The 15,811-nt window shown below is 35.4% G+C and carries 15 protein-coding genes; 5 read left to right on the top strand and 10 right to left on the bottom strand.

Annotated features, from left to right (window positions below):
- Positions 1-12: 12 nt before the first annotated feature.
- Positions 13-816 (top strand): DUF1189 domain-containing protein, encoded by an 804-nt coding sequence (locus KFO35_RS09895; RefSeq protein WP_002315313.1) that lies wholly within the window; start codon positions 13-15, stop codon positions 814-816.
- A gap of 218 nt (positions 817-1,034) precedes the next feature.
- A complete protein-coding gene (locus KFO35_RS09890) occupies positions 1,035-1,982 on the top strand; it encodes a phosphoglycerate dehydrogenase (RefSeq protein ID WP_156272141.1) in 948 nt (315 codons plus the stop codon).
- Positions 1,983-2,041: 59 nt separating this feature from the next.
- On the opposite strand, the gene KFO35_RS09885 is transcribed toward KFO35_RS09890, so the two are convergent.
- The 8 genes from KFO35_RS09885 to mltG all read right to left on the bottom strand — a co-directional run bounded on the left by KFO35_RS09885 (position 2,042) and on the right by mltG (position 10,802).
- Positions 2,042-2,335 (bottom strand): HesB/YadR/YfhF family protein, encoded by a 294-nt coding sequence (locus KFO35_RS09885; protein ID WP_002292868.1) that lies wholly within the window; start codon positions 2,333-2,335, stop codon positions 2,042-2,044.
- Between the two features lie 16 nt (positions 2,336-2,351).
- The gene (locus KFO35_RS09880; RefSeq protein WP_002315315.1) at positions 2,352-3,017 is read right to left on the bottom strand and encodes a potassium channel family protein; all 666 of its coding nucleotides are present in this window, start codon (positions 3,015-3,017) and stop codon (positions 2,352-2,354) included.
- 243 nt (positions 3,018-3,260) lie between these two features.
- Complete coding sequence (locus KFO35_RS09875) at positions 3,261-6,233, bottom strand: N-acetylmuramoyl-L-alanine amidase (protein WP_156272139.1); 2,973 nt, start codon at positions 6,231-6,233, stop codon at positions 3,261-3,263.
- 176 nt (positions 6,234-6,409) lie between these two features.
- Complete coding sequence (locus KFO35_RS09870) at positions 6,410-7,042, bottom strand: response regulator transcription factor (protein ID WP_002315318.1); 633 nt, start codon at positions 7,040-7,042, stop codon at positions 6,410-6,412.
- Positions 7,043-7,048: 6 nt separating this feature from the next.
- The gene (gene liaS, locus KFO35_RS09865) at positions 7,049-8,116 is read right to left on the bottom strand and encodes a two-component system sensor histidine kinase LiaS (RefSeq protein WP_002289154.1); all 1,068 of its coding nucleotides are present in this window, start codon (positions 8,114-8,116) and stop codon (positions 7,049-7,051) included.
- Positions 8,113-8,844, bottom strand: coding sequence for a cell wall-active antibiotics response protein LiaF (gene liaF / locus KFO35_RS09860; protein ID WP_002315319.1), 732 nt, complete (start codon positions 8,842-8,844; stop codon positions 8,113-8,115). Before liaF ends, liaS begins: the two co-directional genes overlap by 4 nt.
- Positions 8,845-9,012: 168 nt before the next feature.
- Positions 9,013-9,492 (bottom strand): transcription elongation factor GreA, encoded by a 480-nt coding sequence (greA, locus tag KFO35_RS09855; RefSeq protein WP_002289156.1) that lies wholly within the window; start codon positions 9,490-9,492, stop codon positions 9,013-9,015.
- 134 nt (positions 9,493-9,626) lie between these two features.
- Complete coding sequence (gene mltG / locus KFO35_RS09850; RefSeq protein WP_002289159.1) at positions 9,627-10,802, bottom strand: endolytic transglycosylase MltG; 1,176 nt, start codon at positions 10,800-10,802, stop codon at positions 9,627-9,629.
- A 164-nt stretch (positions 10,803-10,966) separates the two neighbouring features.
- On the opposite strand from mltG, the gene KFO35_RS09845 reads away from it, so the two are divergent.
- Positions 10,967-12,127, top strand: a complete 1,161-nt coding sequence (locus KFO35_RS09845; RefSeq protein WP_156272137.1) for a serine hydrolase domain-containing protein — start codon at positions 10,967-10,969, stop codon at positions 12,125-12,127.
- Between the two features lie 38 nt (positions 12,128-12,165).
- Here the strand turns inward: KFO35_RS09845 and KFO35_RS09840 are convergent, their stop codons facing one another.
- Positions 12,166-13,113: an NAD-dependent epimerase/dehydratase family protein gene (locus KFO35_RS09840; RefSeq protein WP_024635868.1), complete on the bottom strand. Its 948-nt coding sequence runs from the start codon at positions 13,111-13,113 to the stop codon at positions 12,166-12,168.
- A gap of 133 nt (positions 13,114-13,246) precedes the next feature.
- A complete protein-coding gene (locus KFO35_RS09835) occupies positions 13,247-14,638 on the bottom strand; it encodes an O-antigen ligase family protein (protein WP_002325481.1) in 1,392 nt (463 codons plus the stop codon).
- Positions 14,639-14,762: 124 nt separating this feature from the next.
- On the opposite strand from KFO35_RS09835, the gene tagD reads away from it, so the two are divergent.
- Both tagD and KFO35_RS14200 read left to right on the top strand, forming a co-directional pair.
- Entirely contained in the window at positions 14,763-15,173 is a 411-nt protein-coding gene (tagD, locus tag KFO35_RS09830) for a glycerol-3-phosphate cytidylyltransferase (protein ID WP_002315323.1), read from the top strand.
- Positions 15,174-15,546: 373 nt separating this feature from the next.
- Positions 15,547-15,762 (top strand): hypothetical protein, encoded by a 216-nt coding sequence (locus KFO35_RS14200; protein WP_227326630.1) that lies wholly within the window; start codon positions 15,547-15,549, stop codon positions 15,760-15,762.
- The last annotated feature ends 49 nt before the right edge of the window (positions 15,763-15,811 follow it).

Genomic DNA, 15,811 nt, shown 5'->3' with positions numbered 1-15,811 from the left:
TGAGGAGTACTTATGACAACAAAACAATTAATTATCAGTTCCTTTATACGATTCAAAGACCTTAAGGAGGCGAGAAACGTTCCATTTTGGAAAGCTATTGTCTATCTTCTGGTTTTGAGTGTAATTATGGCTCTGCCAATCTCTTTCCAAGTTTTTCAAGTCTTAAATAACATTCAATTGGATGGACAAAAGATTGCTACCCGCATTCCTGATTTTACAGTCCAAAGCGGACAGCTTCAAACAAAAGAAAAAGAAGGTTTCATTTACCAAACAAACTCCATTATCTTTACATTTGATCCAGAGGGAAAACGTACAGAACAAGACATCTCTACTGATTTGATGGGAAATTTCGTTAGTGTCGGGATGTTAAAAGACAAACTTATCATTGCTCTTCCCAATACAGTCACTACCTCTGCTTTATTGAATAATAATCAGTTAGAACTTCCCTACACCAATGAATCTTTAAAAAATTTAACAGGTAAGCAGCTTCGATCCTTCTTAAGTGAAGCATCTATACCGATTTGGGTAAAAGCCCTGACCTTTCTATTTTCGATTTATCCTAGTTTCTTGAATCTGCTGATCACTTTACTATTTGCCAATGTCGCTGCTTTTCTCTATGCACGCTTTCGACTAACAAAAGCTACTTTCCTTGATTGCTTGAAGACATTGATTTATTCAATCTCGTTACCGACTATCATTGCAACACTCTTGATGATCTTTCTCCCTTCTTTTGACACTAGTGCATTTATTGCTTTTGCAGGTATCTTTATTTTTGCTCAAGCTGTCAAAGGATGGTCAAAAATATCGATCAGTTAGAAATACAGACAACTTATTATTTCAACTTCAATAAACTCTTTTAGAGGTTGTGGCAGAAGCTACTTCTGGAACACCGTTTATTCGGAAAAAGAGTTGTGACACATCTTTTGTCACAACTCTTTTTTATTTATACAATATTAATTTCTAAAAAAGCATGGCACTTCAAAGTTCTTCTTATATGCGCTACACTTAAAGTAAAGAAAGGCGGGTAATTAACTATGTCAGAAAGAATCATTTACGCAGATCGTCCATTTCGTGACGAATTTATCGAAGAAATCCATACTATAGCGCCTAGTTATGTCTTCAAGACAGAATTACAACCAGAAGATCTACCAAATGTAGAAATCAGTTTGGGTTGGAACTCAAACTATCAAGAAAAACTATTAGCCTCTTCTAACTTGAAATGGGTACAGTCTATCTCAGCGGGAGTTGATCAACTCCCACTTGAAGCATTTTCAAAAAAACATATCTTACTTTCAAATGGAAGTGGTATCCACAGTGAATCGATCACCGAGCACGTATTAGGAATCATTCTAGGTTATTCTCGCGGTCTTTTCCAAGCACAAAGGGCACAGAGTGAAATGAAATGGTTAGGTTCCTCAATCCATTACCAACCTATCCAAGGGAAAAAAATATTAATCATTGGAACTGGCCATATTGGAAAAATGATTGCAAAGAAAGTCAAAGCATTGGATATGATTTGCTATGGAATCAATACATCCGGTCATCCAGCAGAAGGAATGGAAAAAACTTTTTCTTTAAAGCAACTTCAGGAAGTTCTTCCTGAAGTAGATTTCGTCGTCAATATCTTACCTCTAACGGAGGAAACAACTGGACTCTTTGATCAACACATATTTGAACACTTTGATTCAAAAGCTGTATTTATCAATGTCGGTCGTGGCGCTTCTGTTAAAACGCAAGATTTGATACAAGCATTAAACAAGCAGCAACTTTCCTTTGCAGCATTAGACGTTTTTGAGGAGGAGCCTCTACCACAAAATCATCCTCTTTGGAAAATGGACAATGTACTGATCACGTCCCATATTGCAGGTTTGACACCTGATTTTCAAAAGAAATTAATGTCTATTTTTTTAACTAATCTAAAAAGCTACCTTGCTACTCATGACCTTCAAACCAATCAAGTCAAATTGTCTGCAGGATATTGATAGCTGAATCAGCCTATTTTAAGCAAGAGGGTGTGACAACTTGTCACACCCTCTTGCTTCTATTGTTTTTTAAAGTGATAGGTTGGTTCTTCTAGTTTTGGATCATAATCTACAAGTAAATCATATCCTTTAAAAAACCATTCATCTGCATCCTCAATAAAAAACAGTGTCCCATCTATTTCCACTTTCTTGACAGGATGTTCAGGCTGTTCCACTGACATCCCAATCGAAAAACCATCATGAACTTCTGTTTTGCCGTAGACTTTTCCAAAAAAACGTATTCCGTAAGTTTCTGGCAGATCGATTTCTGATTCAAACCATTTTTGTGCTTTTGGCGTTACTGTTAATTCCATCCTAACAACCTGCTTTCTATTGATTCATCTTATCGTCTAAAATATCCACATCGCCTGTCTCACCAATCACTAGCAGATTATCGTTTTCACGAACGTATTCATCTGCTGCAGGTGAAGCGATCACCGTTTGATCTACTCTGCGAATTGCAACTACTGTTAAGTCAAAACGTTGTCTAAAATTTAATTCAGATAATGTTTTATTGAAAAATCTAGGATTGGATACTCGGATTTCTGCTAAAGAATATTTATCTGATAACTCTAGGTAATCTAAAATATTCTTTGATACTAAATTATGCGCAATCCGTATTCCCATGTCTCGCTCGGGATGGACGACGCGATCAGCTCCGATCTTTTCAAGTACTCTGGCATGATACTCATTTTGGGCTTTTGCTAAAATATTTGGTACGCCCATTTCCTTTACCATCAGAGTAACTAAGATACTGGCTTGAATATCTTCTCCAATAGCGACAATTACATGATCGAAATTTCTTATGCCTAATGATCGAAGTGTCATTTCATCCTGTGCATTTGCCACAACAGCATGAGTGGCTATATTCATATATTCATTGACCCGATCTTCATTACTATCAATAGCCAGTACTTCTTGACCAGCTTCGATCAGTGTTCGGCAGATACTTCCGCCAAATCGTCCAAGACCTACAATTGCAAAATTTTGTTTCACCGTTTTCCTCCTTTAGTATCTTCTTTTCTCAGTATAACAAAGCCTTTACAAAAACAAAAGCAAGCATTCTTTTGCGGAAAAAGAGGTTGTAAAAGAGACGTTCAACCTTGAGCGACGACAAAATCGCGCCTTATTACCGATAGCAGTCTCTTGAATACCGTTTATTCGGAAAAAGGGACTGCGACACGACTTTTGTCACAGTCCCAAACTTTCCCCACTATCTTTCTTGTATAGTTTGTTTCACTATAATTTTTCGCCAGTCACACTCTCTACAATTCCTTTGGCAATCATGTCGATATTATTTCGGATATTTGCTACATCATTTGTATTCGTTATGAAGCCTGACTCAGCTAAACGGTAAGGTATCCCTCTTGATTGCAATACATTCATGTTTAGTAAGTCGGCTCGCAGATTGATCCCTCCTGTGTTTTGTACCGATCCCCAAAGACCTACATAATTTCGTATGACATTGGCGATTGCATAATTTTGTGCAGTCAATGAGTTCCCATTACGATGAGCGATTACATGACCGCCCGTGCTAACCCCAATGACGCCACTGTCTAAATGAAATTCTGATACAGAAGAAAATGAACTGCTAATCGTATATGCACCTTGCATACGTTGAGAATCTTGATACATATCTGCAACTGTATTATAAAAAGTGATCCGATTCCTCGTTAAACGAGCAGCCCATCTTTGTAAATGAGGCATCAATTCTCCTCTAGTAAAATCACGCTCATTGACACCATTATAAGAAGCTCCAGGATCATTGACTCCATGTCCCATCACAAATAGATGATTAATAGATGTCTGATAAGGATTCGTCGTTGGTCCAGGGGCTGCTGCACCTTTTTTGACAATTACGACTTGGATTGCTTCCATTCTCAATTTTTGATTTGTTGTTCCCGAAATATTGTTGTTACTAACGTAATTTTGCCAGCCAATTGAACGAACATGGCTACTATATTCTATATTTCCTGAAAATGATGTATTCGAAATATTTAAACGAATTGCTTCCATTCTAAGTCCTTTGCCAACTGTACCTGCGGTTAATCCATTCGTTTGGCTATTTTGCCAGCCAATTGATTGATTGTGTGTTTGATAATTTAAAGTCGGAATTGTAATTTTTCCTTGATCATAATAGGCAATACCAATTGGAGGAGCTGTTTGTCCTTTAGGTACTAACTTAACTTGCATTGCTTCCATCGCAAAACCAAATCCTGAACTACCTGCCTCTTCGCCATTTTTGGTCCACCCTAACCAACCAAAATAAGCAGAATGAACGCGATAATAAATATCATAAAACCTACTTAGTTCTCCTGTTAAGCGAATACGTATAACCTCTGTTCTTAGCTTCTGATTAGTAGTTCCTGATATTTCACCGCTCTTAACATACCCCTGCCATCCAACACTTTGAATATGACTATTATACTCAATAGAACCAGGTATCTTATTACCAGAGATGCTTATTCTTATTGCTTCTATTCTTAAACCTTGGCCAACAGTACCTGCTGTTGCACCATTTGTTTGATAGGACTGCCATCCAATGGATTGACTATGTGTTTGATAATTTACATTTGGCAAATCTAAGGTATTTTTATCATAATAAGCTGTGCTAATTACTGGACCATCCATATTTTTACCCATTAATTGTATTTGAATTGCTTCCATGGCATAAGAAAAATCAGTACTACCTGCCTCACCACCATTTTTTGTCCATCCTAACCAGCCAAAATTTGCTGAATGAACACGATAATAAACATCATAATATTGACTTAACTGACCTGTTAAACGAATACGTATAGCTTCCATACGAAGTGAATTTCCCGTTGTACCAGAGTTACCACCATTTCTAATATATGATTGCCATCCTTGTCCTTGAATATGACTGCTATATTCAATGTCACCATTTAATGAACTGTTGTTCACTTGAATTCTAATAGCCTCTATCCTTTTTTTCTGTCCAGTTGTTCCAGCAACTTCTCCATTAGCAGTTGGTGTTTGCCAACCAATATCTTGTACATGTGTTTGATAGGTGATCGTAGGAGTCGCAGCTAACGCACTTCGTCTATAAATTGGTGAACGACCTGTGGTTTCGTCAGAAGTTTGTGCTGTTTCTTTTGTCTGAGATTCATTTTTTTCAGCTTCTACAATGACCGTGAATTCACCGAGGACTTTTTCAGCGTTCTTCAACTCTACCTTAGCTTCCCCAGCTTCTTTTGCTGTTACTTTACCGTTCTCATCTACTTCTATTACTGATGGGTCAGAAGATTCCCATAACGGATCCGATATGATACTTCCATCGGGGACACTCGTGTACTCAAGTTGTTTTGTTTCTCCTTTCTTCAATACTATAGATGATGAATCAGGTACGATAGAATCAGCCTCTTTTTGTTCTGGTTCCATATATTCGACCATCACTTTTACTGTCAATGTTTTTTCTGCTGCCTCTTCTAATACTGCGTCGTCTGAAAAATCTACTTCATAGATATAGCTTAATGGAGTCTGTTCGCTTGAATAAAAGTGACTCCCATCATACTGCCATTTTTCTGTTTCTAAAGTCGTTTGTTCTTTCTCTGGTTTCAGCGTCTCATCATTTATTTCCCATTTATTATCCATTTTGTTTGCAATACTTGTAACCGTTTGATTTTCTCCCTTAAAATACGTTAATTCGCTATTTTGGGAAAGATCAATTTTTGAAAGTTGGTTAGATGAAACATCTAAATACGCTAATTTCTTTAATTCGTGTACATCTAATTCTTTCAGCTCATTGTTTTGTACTTCGATCTTCGTTAAATTTTTAAAGAAATTGACTCCCTCTAGTGTCTGTATCTGTAACCCTTCCAAGTTTAACTGTGTTACTTCCAATAATTCATTTGATAAGTAACCATCTTTATCTGTATCAACCATTTCCAACAACCAATTTCGAAAATGATTATCAGGAAAATTACTTTTATTGATTTCTATTTTTTCTGTTATTTCATTATTTTCTGAATATTCTCCCGAGTCTTCTTCCTTAGCTGAGTCCTGTGGCAAGGAGTCGTTTGTGCTTTCATGGGGCGTCGACTCACTCATTGGTTGTGTGGAAGTCTCTGTTGTATGTTCCATTTTTAGCTCATCAGAAGTGCTGCTTTGAGTAACAGCATAAGCATTTGGCGCAATTGATCCTGTCAATAACAACAGGCTTAAGAATAGTCCTATCCACTTTTTCTTCATAATTTCCTCCCATGTTCTTTCGCTTTTCGGATAAAAATTTCTCCTATTACTATTAAACTATAAAAAAAGAAAAATGAACAGTTGGTGAACAGAAAAAGAGATTAAAAACAGGATGAATCCTTTATTTTATGTAAAAAAAGAGGGTAGATTAGCTAAATCTTTCCCTCAAAAAATCATTATTTCACCAAACCATGTTTGAATGCATAGATAGCGGCTTGTGTACGGTCTTCCACTTCTAGCTTAGCCAATATATTGGAAACATGTGTTTTTACTGTTTTCAGTGTAATGAACAATTCGTCCGCTATTTCCTGATTACTTTTCCCTTCAGAAATCAGCATTAAAATTTCATTTTCACGATTCGTTAGTTCTTCATGTAATACAGGCTCATTTCGCCGACTCATTTTTTCCATCATTTTTGTTGTCACTTCTGGTTCTAATACTCGCTCGCCGCGTTGCGTTGCCCTTATAGCATCAGCAATTTCATGTGCGGTAGAAGTCTTCAACAAATACCCTGCTGCACCTGCTTCAATGGCAGGATAAACTTTTTCGTCATCAATAAAACTGGTTACGATAATGATTTTAGCTTCTGGCCAATCTTTTAAGATTGCTTTTGTTGATTCGATACCATCCATTTCTTCCATGACTAAGTCCATTAAAATGACGTCCGGTCGAAGTGTCATCGCCTTCTCATAGCCTTGTCGTCCATTTTCAGCTTCTCCAATTACTTCAATGTCTTCTTGAATAGATAAATAAGAAGAGACGCCTAAGCGCACCATTTCATGGTCATCTATTAATAAAACTTTTATCATCCTTATCTATGCCTCCTTCATCAAAGGGACCTTGATTTCTACACTTGTACCTTGCCCTTTAAAACTAATGATTTTTACTGTTCCACCAATACCAGCTACTCGTTCTTTGATATTGTTCAATCCATAACTTCCCGTTTTCGTTTCATTCATATTAAACCCTGTTCCGTCGTCAATAATACGCAATAAAAGATTATTGTCTATTTTATGCAAATATACCTCTAATTCATTGGCTTTGGCATGTCTTAATGTATTTGATAACAATTCTTGAACGATTCGGAACAAGTGATCCTCAATGGAACTAGATAGTTTTACATCTTCTACATCCCATTTCAGCGAAATCTGGATTTTATTTTGCAATTCCTTCAATAACTGCTCGATACCTTGCTTTAAACTTTTCTCTTCTAAATTGACTGGACGCAGATGAAGAAGCAGCGCACGCATCTCAGACTGGGAAGCGTTGATGATCTCTGCTACCATTTTCAACTGCTTGCGGAACATTTCTGGTGTCTCGCTTTTTTCTGCTTGCTCCGTTAATGCCGACATCATCATCATTGCTGCAAATAATTGTTGCGAAACTGAATCATGCAGCTCACGGGCTAATCGATGTCTTTCTAATTCTAAAATTTCTTCTTTGGTTTGTCCATCTACATATTGGGGACGGCTCGTTACAATTTGTAATTCACTAGATACTTCAATCATTTTTTCTTTTATTTTAGTGATTTCCTTATCAATATCTTTGATGTATAAATCGTCCGATGCACTTGGGATCGGAAGAAGCAACAATTTGGATTCATAATTGCCAGAAGAGAGTGCACGCAGCTTTTCTTCGATTTTCCCGTATTTTGTCTTTTGAATAAGTGATAATAATAGAAAGACGATTAATCCTACACCTAAGGAAATAGCTAACAAATGGAAGATAAGCGGAACATATAATAAACGTGCACGCAGTAATTCTCCCCACCAATGACTTTGATTACTGGCATAAAAATAAGTAAAAAGTGAAAATAGAATAATAAGGAAAGCCGCAATCCCCGAATAAACAGCTAGCATCGCTCTGGATATTTTTCCCATCATATTCGTATCACCTCGATATCTCCAATCAAGGTATTAGTAATAATCTTCAGTCTACGAGGATTTTCATCATAATCACTGCTGTAGATTTTGATTTGTTCATTTTTCAAAGAAAATTGCTCTTCTTCAAACAAGACATTTCCTACTAATGTCGCATGCTCTAATCGGATGGCTACGCCCAAAGGTACTAAGATTCGTGTTCTGCCTATCCCTTTTCTTACAATCACAATATTATCATCTTTTGGCAAAAGCGTATTGCCCAAATCTATGATAGTATCACCAGAAATGACGGCGATGTTGATATCGTCCCATTCATAGACGTCGTTTCCAATACGTTGGTTACCGAATAATTGCTGTCTTTTCCGCTCATTATTATGTGTTTTTAATTGCTCTGTTTGGACCATCATGATCTGTTTCTTTCGCCAAAAAGCATTTTTGGTTAAATCTATCCCTGAAATCTCTACACCTTTTAGTCCAATAAATAAAACGGCAAATACAGCCATCATCCATAAAGCAGGACTGTTGACTAAGCTAAAAAAAATGACCAAACTTCCTAATATCAATTGAAAATTTTGAAATTTAGTACGAGGATGTTTGCGCATAGCTAGATATATATTGAAAATACCGAATATCACTAAAAGCAAAAGTCCAGTATTGTTTACGATTTGCCAAACAGCAAATAACAGCAGTAGTGCTTCAACTACCACAAAAAAACGCCAAGAACTATTCATCGCTCTTTCTCCCTCCTGACACATTCTCATTTCATCATACCTATTTTTTTAACTGTTGGCTATAGGACTTTAGATGTAAGATCGTTTGTTGAAATCTAAAATACACAAAGAGAAAAAGATCTAGAGTGTATCATCAGTAAGATGAACTCTCTAGATCTTTCAGTCAGACTACGCTTGTTCTACTTTGACGATTTTAACTAACATATCGCCACCTGGAGTAGCAATAGTTACTTCATCATTTTTACGTTTGCCAATCAATGCTTGCGCAATAGGAGAATCATTGGAAATTTTGCCAGAAAACGGATCTGCTTCAGCACTTCCGACAATCGTGTACTCTTCTTCTTCTCCATCTGGTAGTTCGATGAATGTAACTGTTTTACCAATTGATACCTCATCTGCATCTACACCGTCGTTATCGATGATTTGAGCAAAACGAATCATATTTTCAATTGTTGTGATTCTTCCTTCAACAAATGCTTGTTCATCTTTCGCTGATTCATATTCAGAGTTTTCGGAAAGATCTCCGAAACCGCGGGCAATTTTGATTCGTTCAATGATTTCCCCGCGTTTGACTGTTTTTAGTTCTTCTAATTCTTTTTCTAATTTTTCTTTACCTTCTAGAGTCATTGGATAAACTTTCTCTACCATGTGTAACGTCTCCTTTTTTCGATAAAATACCGCAAAAGGTAATCTTTTGAGGAATATAGTCCAAAAAAGATTACCACGCTTTTCTTCAAATGTAAATGTTTTTCTAAAAATGATCAATGTCTAGAGCCTGTTTTCTAAGAATTATTTACATATTTTTCCACTAATTCCATATGTTCTTCATAAGTTTTAGCGAAATAAACATTTCCAGTGCTCGTATCTGCTACGAAATAATAATAGTCATTTTCTGCTGGTTCTAATACTGCCTTGATTGCCTCTTCGCTTGGATTGTCAAAAGGTCCAGGTCCATAGCCGGTATTGGTATACAAATTATATGGTGAATCTACAGCTGTATCTTCATACGTCACTAATTCTTTGTGTTCACCTAATGCGTATAAAACAGAGATATCTGACTGAAGTGGCATATTTGCTTTGATTCGGTTAAAGAAGACTTGTGCAATGTTTTTACGATCATTTTCTTTTACGCCTTCTTTTTCAACTAGAGAAGCTAGAGTTAAAACTTCTTGTACAGTCAAATTTTTCTGCTTGATAGCTGAATAATAGTTTTGCATGACCGTATTCGTCTTGTTCACCATTTCAATCACTAGATCCTTAAGCGAAGTACTCGTGTAATAATCATATGTGGCTGGGAATAAGTAACCTTCCAAACGGTATTTTGTGTTCTCAGCTTTAGATGCACTTTCCAACAGTTCTGGGAATTTTTGGTGCAACTCGTTAAAGAAAGTCTCATCATTCACTAAATCTAAAAATTCTTTCTTGTCTTTACCAGTTACCTTCGCTACCCGTTCAGCAATCTGATCGATATCGTACCCTTCTGGAATGGCAATTTTCCCATCTGCAACTTTTGTTGGCTCAGAAGTGCCGCCTTCTTGCAGCTGTTTGCCAATCTCGTCAAGAGTCATATTAGGCGCTAACTGATAATAGCCAGCTTGAAAGCCAGTTAAATTTTTAAATTTTGTATAATAATTGAAAACAATCCCGCTTTTAATAATATTGTCCTTCTCCAAAATCTCACCAATCTGCTTGTTAGAAGAGCCACTCGGGATCTCCACTTGGACTAATTGGTCATCTGATTTATCTAAAGGCTTCAACCCGCTATCTACATAACGATACACAGTAAATCCAAGAAATCCGCCAATAATTAATAATGTAAGAGCAATCACTAAAATGATCTTCCTCACAATCTTATCTTCTTTTTTACGCAGATTTCTCCGCTTGTCGATTATATCTGCTGTAGCTGCCTTACTGGCTTCTTTTTTATCTTTACTTGGGTGTTGTTTGTTTCCTGACAAAACAACTCCTCCTTACTATCATCTTCGTAACTCTGTTTATTATACATGAAATTTCTACTGCCGTGAATTATTTTACCAAATATTATGTCAAAATTGTAAGTGGCAAATACTCTTTTTGAGGATTACAATGAAAAATAGTTAAAAATGGATAGAAAGGAATTAACATGTCAAAAGGAAAACATCGAAAAAAACAAAAAATTTCTATTTCTTTTCTTGTAATTTTATTATTGTCTGTCAGCTTCTTTTCAACAGGCATCATTATAGGAGGTCAATTAACAAAAACACCTCAGTCCCAAACTTATAAAACGGAGCCAGCACAACTTACTTCCAATTTAACGCCCGATGAGCAGAGGCTTGCTAGCAAAATTGATCAATTACTACAAAAATCAGATTATATCGGTTCGATTTATGTTCGCAAAAATAATCGCGTACTATTAGAAAAAGGATATGGATACGCAAATCTGCGCGTAAAAGAATCGAATTCACTTTCTATTTACTATCAAATCGGTTCGATTCAAAAAGCAATGACTGCTTTACTGATACTAAAACAAATCCAAGCTGGTAAGTTAACTTTTGACACAAAGTTAGCAGAATTTTATCCTCAGATTCCTGGAAGTCAGCAAATCACAATCAAAAATATGATTTATATGCGCTCTGGTCTTCATCGAACTGCTTCTCCCGACAAACCTATGTCGGATAGTGAAATCATTCAGTTCGCCCTTCATCATTTGAAACTTACTGATTATGATACGTATCATTATGAACCATTGAATTATACATTGCTTACAGGGATATTGATCAAACTAACGAATCAGCCTTATGAAACTCTTCTAAAAAAAGAAATCATTCGTCCACTCCATCTAGAACATACAGATTTTTATGACAATGTAAAAAATTCGCCTCAACATGCTGTATCTTACCAGATGTCTGCAACTGACGATTATTCAAAAGCATTGATCGAGCCTGAAACCGACATCCGAAATGAATTAGGTACAGGAAACATAAGTATGTCTGTTTATGACTTGAACAAATTCTTTACCAGTGTTCTTTCTGGCGGTATCATACCAAAAGAACTACTTTTTTCATTGTGGCAAAATAATGGTGATAAACATCCTTACAGCGGCGGTGTTTACAGTGGAAACGATTATATCCTTGCTCAGGGGAATATCAATCGATTCCATGCAGTAGTGGCGATGAAAAAAGACACTAAAGATGCCATCGTTATGGAAAGTAATATCCAATCAGATAAAAACATCAAATTGCTGGCCACTGATTTAAGAAATCAGATTTATGAACTGATGGAAGGTGTTAATTTAAAAAGCTAAGTCGAAACAAAAAAACCAGCATCTTGCTGGTTTTTGTTTTAGTTGATTTCTGACTTTAAATACCGTTCCATTCCGCTCAATATATCAAATTTAGGCTTATAGCCTAAAGAACGAATTTTTGAAATATCCGCTAAGGAATCACGAATATCCCCTGAACGCTCCGCTTCATATTTAAGCGCTAGCTCTGTTCCTAAGATTTGATCAATTGAATGGATCAATTCAAGTAGCGTAGTGCTTTTTCCTGTACCGACATTGAATTGCTGTCCTAAAGCTTTTTCTTCCTTGGCAACAAGTAAAAGTGCTTGTATAACATCTTCTATATAAACAAAGTCTCTAGACTGACTCCCATCGCCAAATAAAGTAAATTCCGCTTTTTCTCCTGCCAATTGTTTTTTGTAACGATCCACTAGAATCGAAATGACTCCGCTATATGGAGAGTTCGGATTTTGATTTGGGCCATAAACGTTAAAAAATCGGACAGCACTAGTCGGAACATCATATAAATGACAGTAATCCAAAACATATTGTTCTGCTGCAAACTTATCGATGGCATATGGTGTTAATGGACGGATGACTGATTCTTCTTTTTTTGGCAATGTTGGTTCATCACCATAAACTGCAGCTGAGGAACTAAATACTAATCGTTTTAAATCAGATTGATATTTTCGTGCTAATTCAAGCAATAAAAGCGCACTGTCAAAATTTACACGATGTGTTTCTAAAGGCCGTTCCACAGAATCTGCCACACTAGCTACAGCAGCTAGATGAAAAATATAGGCAAACTGATATTCTTTCATGATTCTTTCCATCAATTGAGGATCTGATACATCCCCCTCAATGAAAGTCACTTGTTTCTCCATATCCAAGTTTTCTTTTTTTCCCATTGATAAATCGTCGACTACTACGATTTTGTTTTCTTTTCCCAAATAATTCGCTAGCGTTGAACCGATAAAACCAGCTCCGCCAGTAATCAATATAGTGTCCATCAAATTCACTCCAATTGCACATTTTCGTATCAAATAATATTAGTTTACCATTTTTATATTGTAAAAACTATAAAATTTGTTGAAGTTGGGATAACTAGTTTTCTTTTCTACTTTCATATACCTAAAAATAGTTTCAATTAGTTACTCCTTCTTCTTTAGATATAGTTTTTTGGATAGAACCCAGATATCCCCAAAAAATAAATGAACCTATCGTACTAACCAAAATGAGTTCTGTGATAAATAATGCCGAAACTGCTATTGTAAGAATCATTAAAATAGCAAAAAAGTGCTTATCTTTTACTAGATTTGGTTGTGTGAAACAATAACGCAAGGCTTTAAAGCATTGGATAAATAAGAAGGTTAACAATGTCAATAGACCTAATCCTCCTGTAGCAGCCATCACTAAGAAAATAAAATTATGAGCAGTTAAAGTATCTTTTCCCATTAATGTATATGGTAGTTTATCATGTGCATATTCAATATAGTAGCCTGGAGAACCTCCGGATATCGGCTTACTCTTGAATATTTCAATTGCACTTTTCCAAAGTTCAAACCTTAAATTAGAAACATCCCCGCTATCAGTGTCAGGGCGTTTTAAATCAACTTTATTGCTGCTAGTTGTTCCTGATGAATCAGATGTATCTTTTTTTACTTCTGTAATATGCGGAACATGTGCCCATGCATGAGCAGTTATATCTGTTACATAATACATCGCAATTATACTTAGCAATCCTACTACTAATGCAGTTAGCCATCTTTTTAAAGTATTAGTTTTAAGAAAACGACTACTATAACTTGTAAAGAAACTAAAAACAAAAGTTGTTATTAATAAACAAACTAATGTGGTGCGTGAACCCGATAAAGCAATAAACGAGAATTGAATAAAAATATTAATTACAAAAAATATTTTAAATAGAAGATTTAAATGCTTGTAAGTGACCAAATAATATATAGCAATAATGATGACGATTAATGATATAACCGCACCAAAATTTGGATCTGTATATACACCAAATAAACGGTTGCCTAACCACCCTAAACGAACTGGGTAATACTTATATTTTATTGGAATTTTTATGCCATATTGAATGACAAACCAGTATAATGATACTAAATTAGCTAAAAACCATACCAATGAAAGTATCCAGGTAAATACTTTGAAAAAAAAGTTACTACTATAGTCTTTGCCAAACTGATAAATCATAAAGAAAAAGATTAATTGCCACATGATTAACTTAATATTTTCGCTATATCCATATTTTAAATTCATTAAACTGCTTACTAGCATCGCGCCAATAAAAGCAATTAATAGCCAATCATATTTTTTTAGATTTTTTTCTCTAAATGCAATAATTGCATCTATAATGATCAAGACAACTCCCGCTATTCCAGCAGGCCAAAAAAGTAAAGTATCATATCTAGTAGGTAATAGTAAATACGGGCCTATTGCTCGTAACATTAAAATAAAACCAAAATAAATAAAATACCAACCTTTCACATATTTTAAAAATCTTTCATTCAACATTTTTCCTCCATCCACCTATTTCTCATAAATATTTCTTATCCTTTTTAGGATAAACTGTCCTTTCAATTCTAACAAAAAAATGCTAAACTAACAATGTATATTAATGAATTTCGAGAGGTGAAAGATGAAAAGAGTAATTACTTACGGTACCTTTGATTTGCTTCATTACGGGCATATCAATTTACTGAAACGAGCAAAACAATACGGAGACTATCTTATTGTTGCCCTTTCTACAGATGAATTCAATTGGAATGCGAAACAAAAAAAATGTTATTTTAGTTATGAAAAAAGAAAACAGTTACTTGAAGCTATTCGCTACGTTGATTTAGTTATTCCTGAAGAAAATTGGGAACAAAAAGTAAAAGATATAAAAGAATACCATGCAGATTATTTCGTGATGGGTGATGATTGGGCTGGACATTTTGATGAACTTGAACAACTAACAGATGCACAAGTGATTTATTTACCAAGAACACCTGAGATCTCTACAACTCAAATAAAGAACGAACTTAATTCTTTAAATAGTGATAAATAATATTTTTTAAACAATAAAAGAACAATATATCTGGATAAGACGTAAAAAAATGGCTCTATAATTTCTAGGACTGATAGAATTTTCTGTCGGTCCTAGATTTTTTGTAAAAAAAAACAGACATAAAAAAATTCCGATAGAATAGAGTCGTCTAAAACATCAATCTGAAAGGAAGTTTTTGATATCCATTTCTCATTCTATCAAAGAGCTCTTCACTATTAAAGATAAAAATATTGAAATTAATTCTTTTCATGAAACTTTTTATAAGGACAAGAAAGCCATCGTAATCGAAGGTCCATTAGTTCGCACTTTTAGACATTGTCTATTTTGTAAAGAATCTGCAAAGCAGATCGAGAAAAACGGCAAGAAGATTTCAATGATTATCTTAAATCGCAGTGGGAATAAACAAACCTATTTGCGTCTTAGAAAACAACATTACCACTGCCAATCATGCGGGAAATATTTTACTGCTCATACGTATCTTGTCGCTCCTTCATGTTTTATTTCGAAACAAGTTCATTACACGATATTAGAAGAGTTGACCGATCGTCAAGCATTAAAGACAATTGCGAAACGTTGTGATTTTCAGTAACGACAGTTCAACGGACATTATCTGCTCTATCGGCAACGCTGCGACAGAA

Source organism: Enterococcus lactis (assembly GCF_015751045.1).
Classification (GTDB): Bacteria; Bacillota; Bacilli; order Lactobacillales; family Enterococcaceae; genus Enterococcus_B; species Enterococcus_B lactis.
Note: the sequence above shows the minus strand (reverse complement) of the source record. Positions and strands in the feature narration are given on the sequence as shown.

Coding starts and splice junctions, on each gene's coding strand:
- KFO35_RS09895 (WP_002315313.1), top strand. CDS start 13: ATGACAACAAAACAATTAATTATCAGTTCCTTTATACGATTCAAAGAC.
- KFO35_RS09890 (WP_156272141.1), top strand. CDS start 1,035: ATGTCAGAAAGAATCATTTACGCAGATCGTCCATTTCGTGACGAATTT.
- KFO35_RS09885 (WP_002292868.1), bottom strand. CDS start 2,335: ATGGAATTAACAGTAACGCCAAAAGCACAAAAATGGTTTGAATCAGAA.
- KFO35_RS09875 (WP_156272139.1), bottom strand. CDS start 6,233: ATGAAGAAAAAGTGGATAGGACTATTCTTAAGCCTGTTGTTATTGACA.
- KFO35_RS09870 (WP_002315318.1), bottom strand. CDS start 7,042: ATGATAAAAGTTTTATTAATAGATGACCATGAAATGGTGCGCTTAGGC.
- liaS (WP_002289154.1), bottom strand. CDS start 8,116: ATGATGGGAAAAATATCCAGAGCGATGCTAGCTGTTTATTCGGGGATT.
- liaF (WP_002315319.1), bottom strand. CDS start 8,844: ATGAATAGTTCTTGGCGTTTTTTTGTGGTAGTTGAAGCACTACTGCTG.
- greA (WP_002289156.1), bottom strand. CDS start 9,492: ATGGTAGAGAAAGTTTATCCAATGACTCTAGAAGGTAAAGAAAAATTA.
- KFO35_RS09845 (WP_156272137.1), top strand. CDS start 10,967: ATGTCAAAAGGAAAACATCGAAAAAAACAAAAAATTTCTATTTCTTTT.
- KFO35_RS09840 (WP_024635868.1), bottom strand. CDS start 13,113: ATGGACACTATATTGATTACTGGCGGAGCTGGTTTTATCGGTTCAACG.
- KFO35_RS09835 (WP_002325481.1), bottom strand. CDS start 14,638: ATGTTGAATGAAAGATTTTTAAAATATGTGAAAGGTTGGTATTTTATT.
- tagD (WP_002315323.1), top strand. CDS start 14,763: ATGAAAAGAGTAATTACTTACGGTACCTTTGATTTGCTTCATTACGGG.
- KFO35_RS14200 (WP_227326630.1), top strand. CDS start 15,547: ATGATTATCTTAAATCGCAGTGGGAATAAACAAACCTATTTGCGTCTT.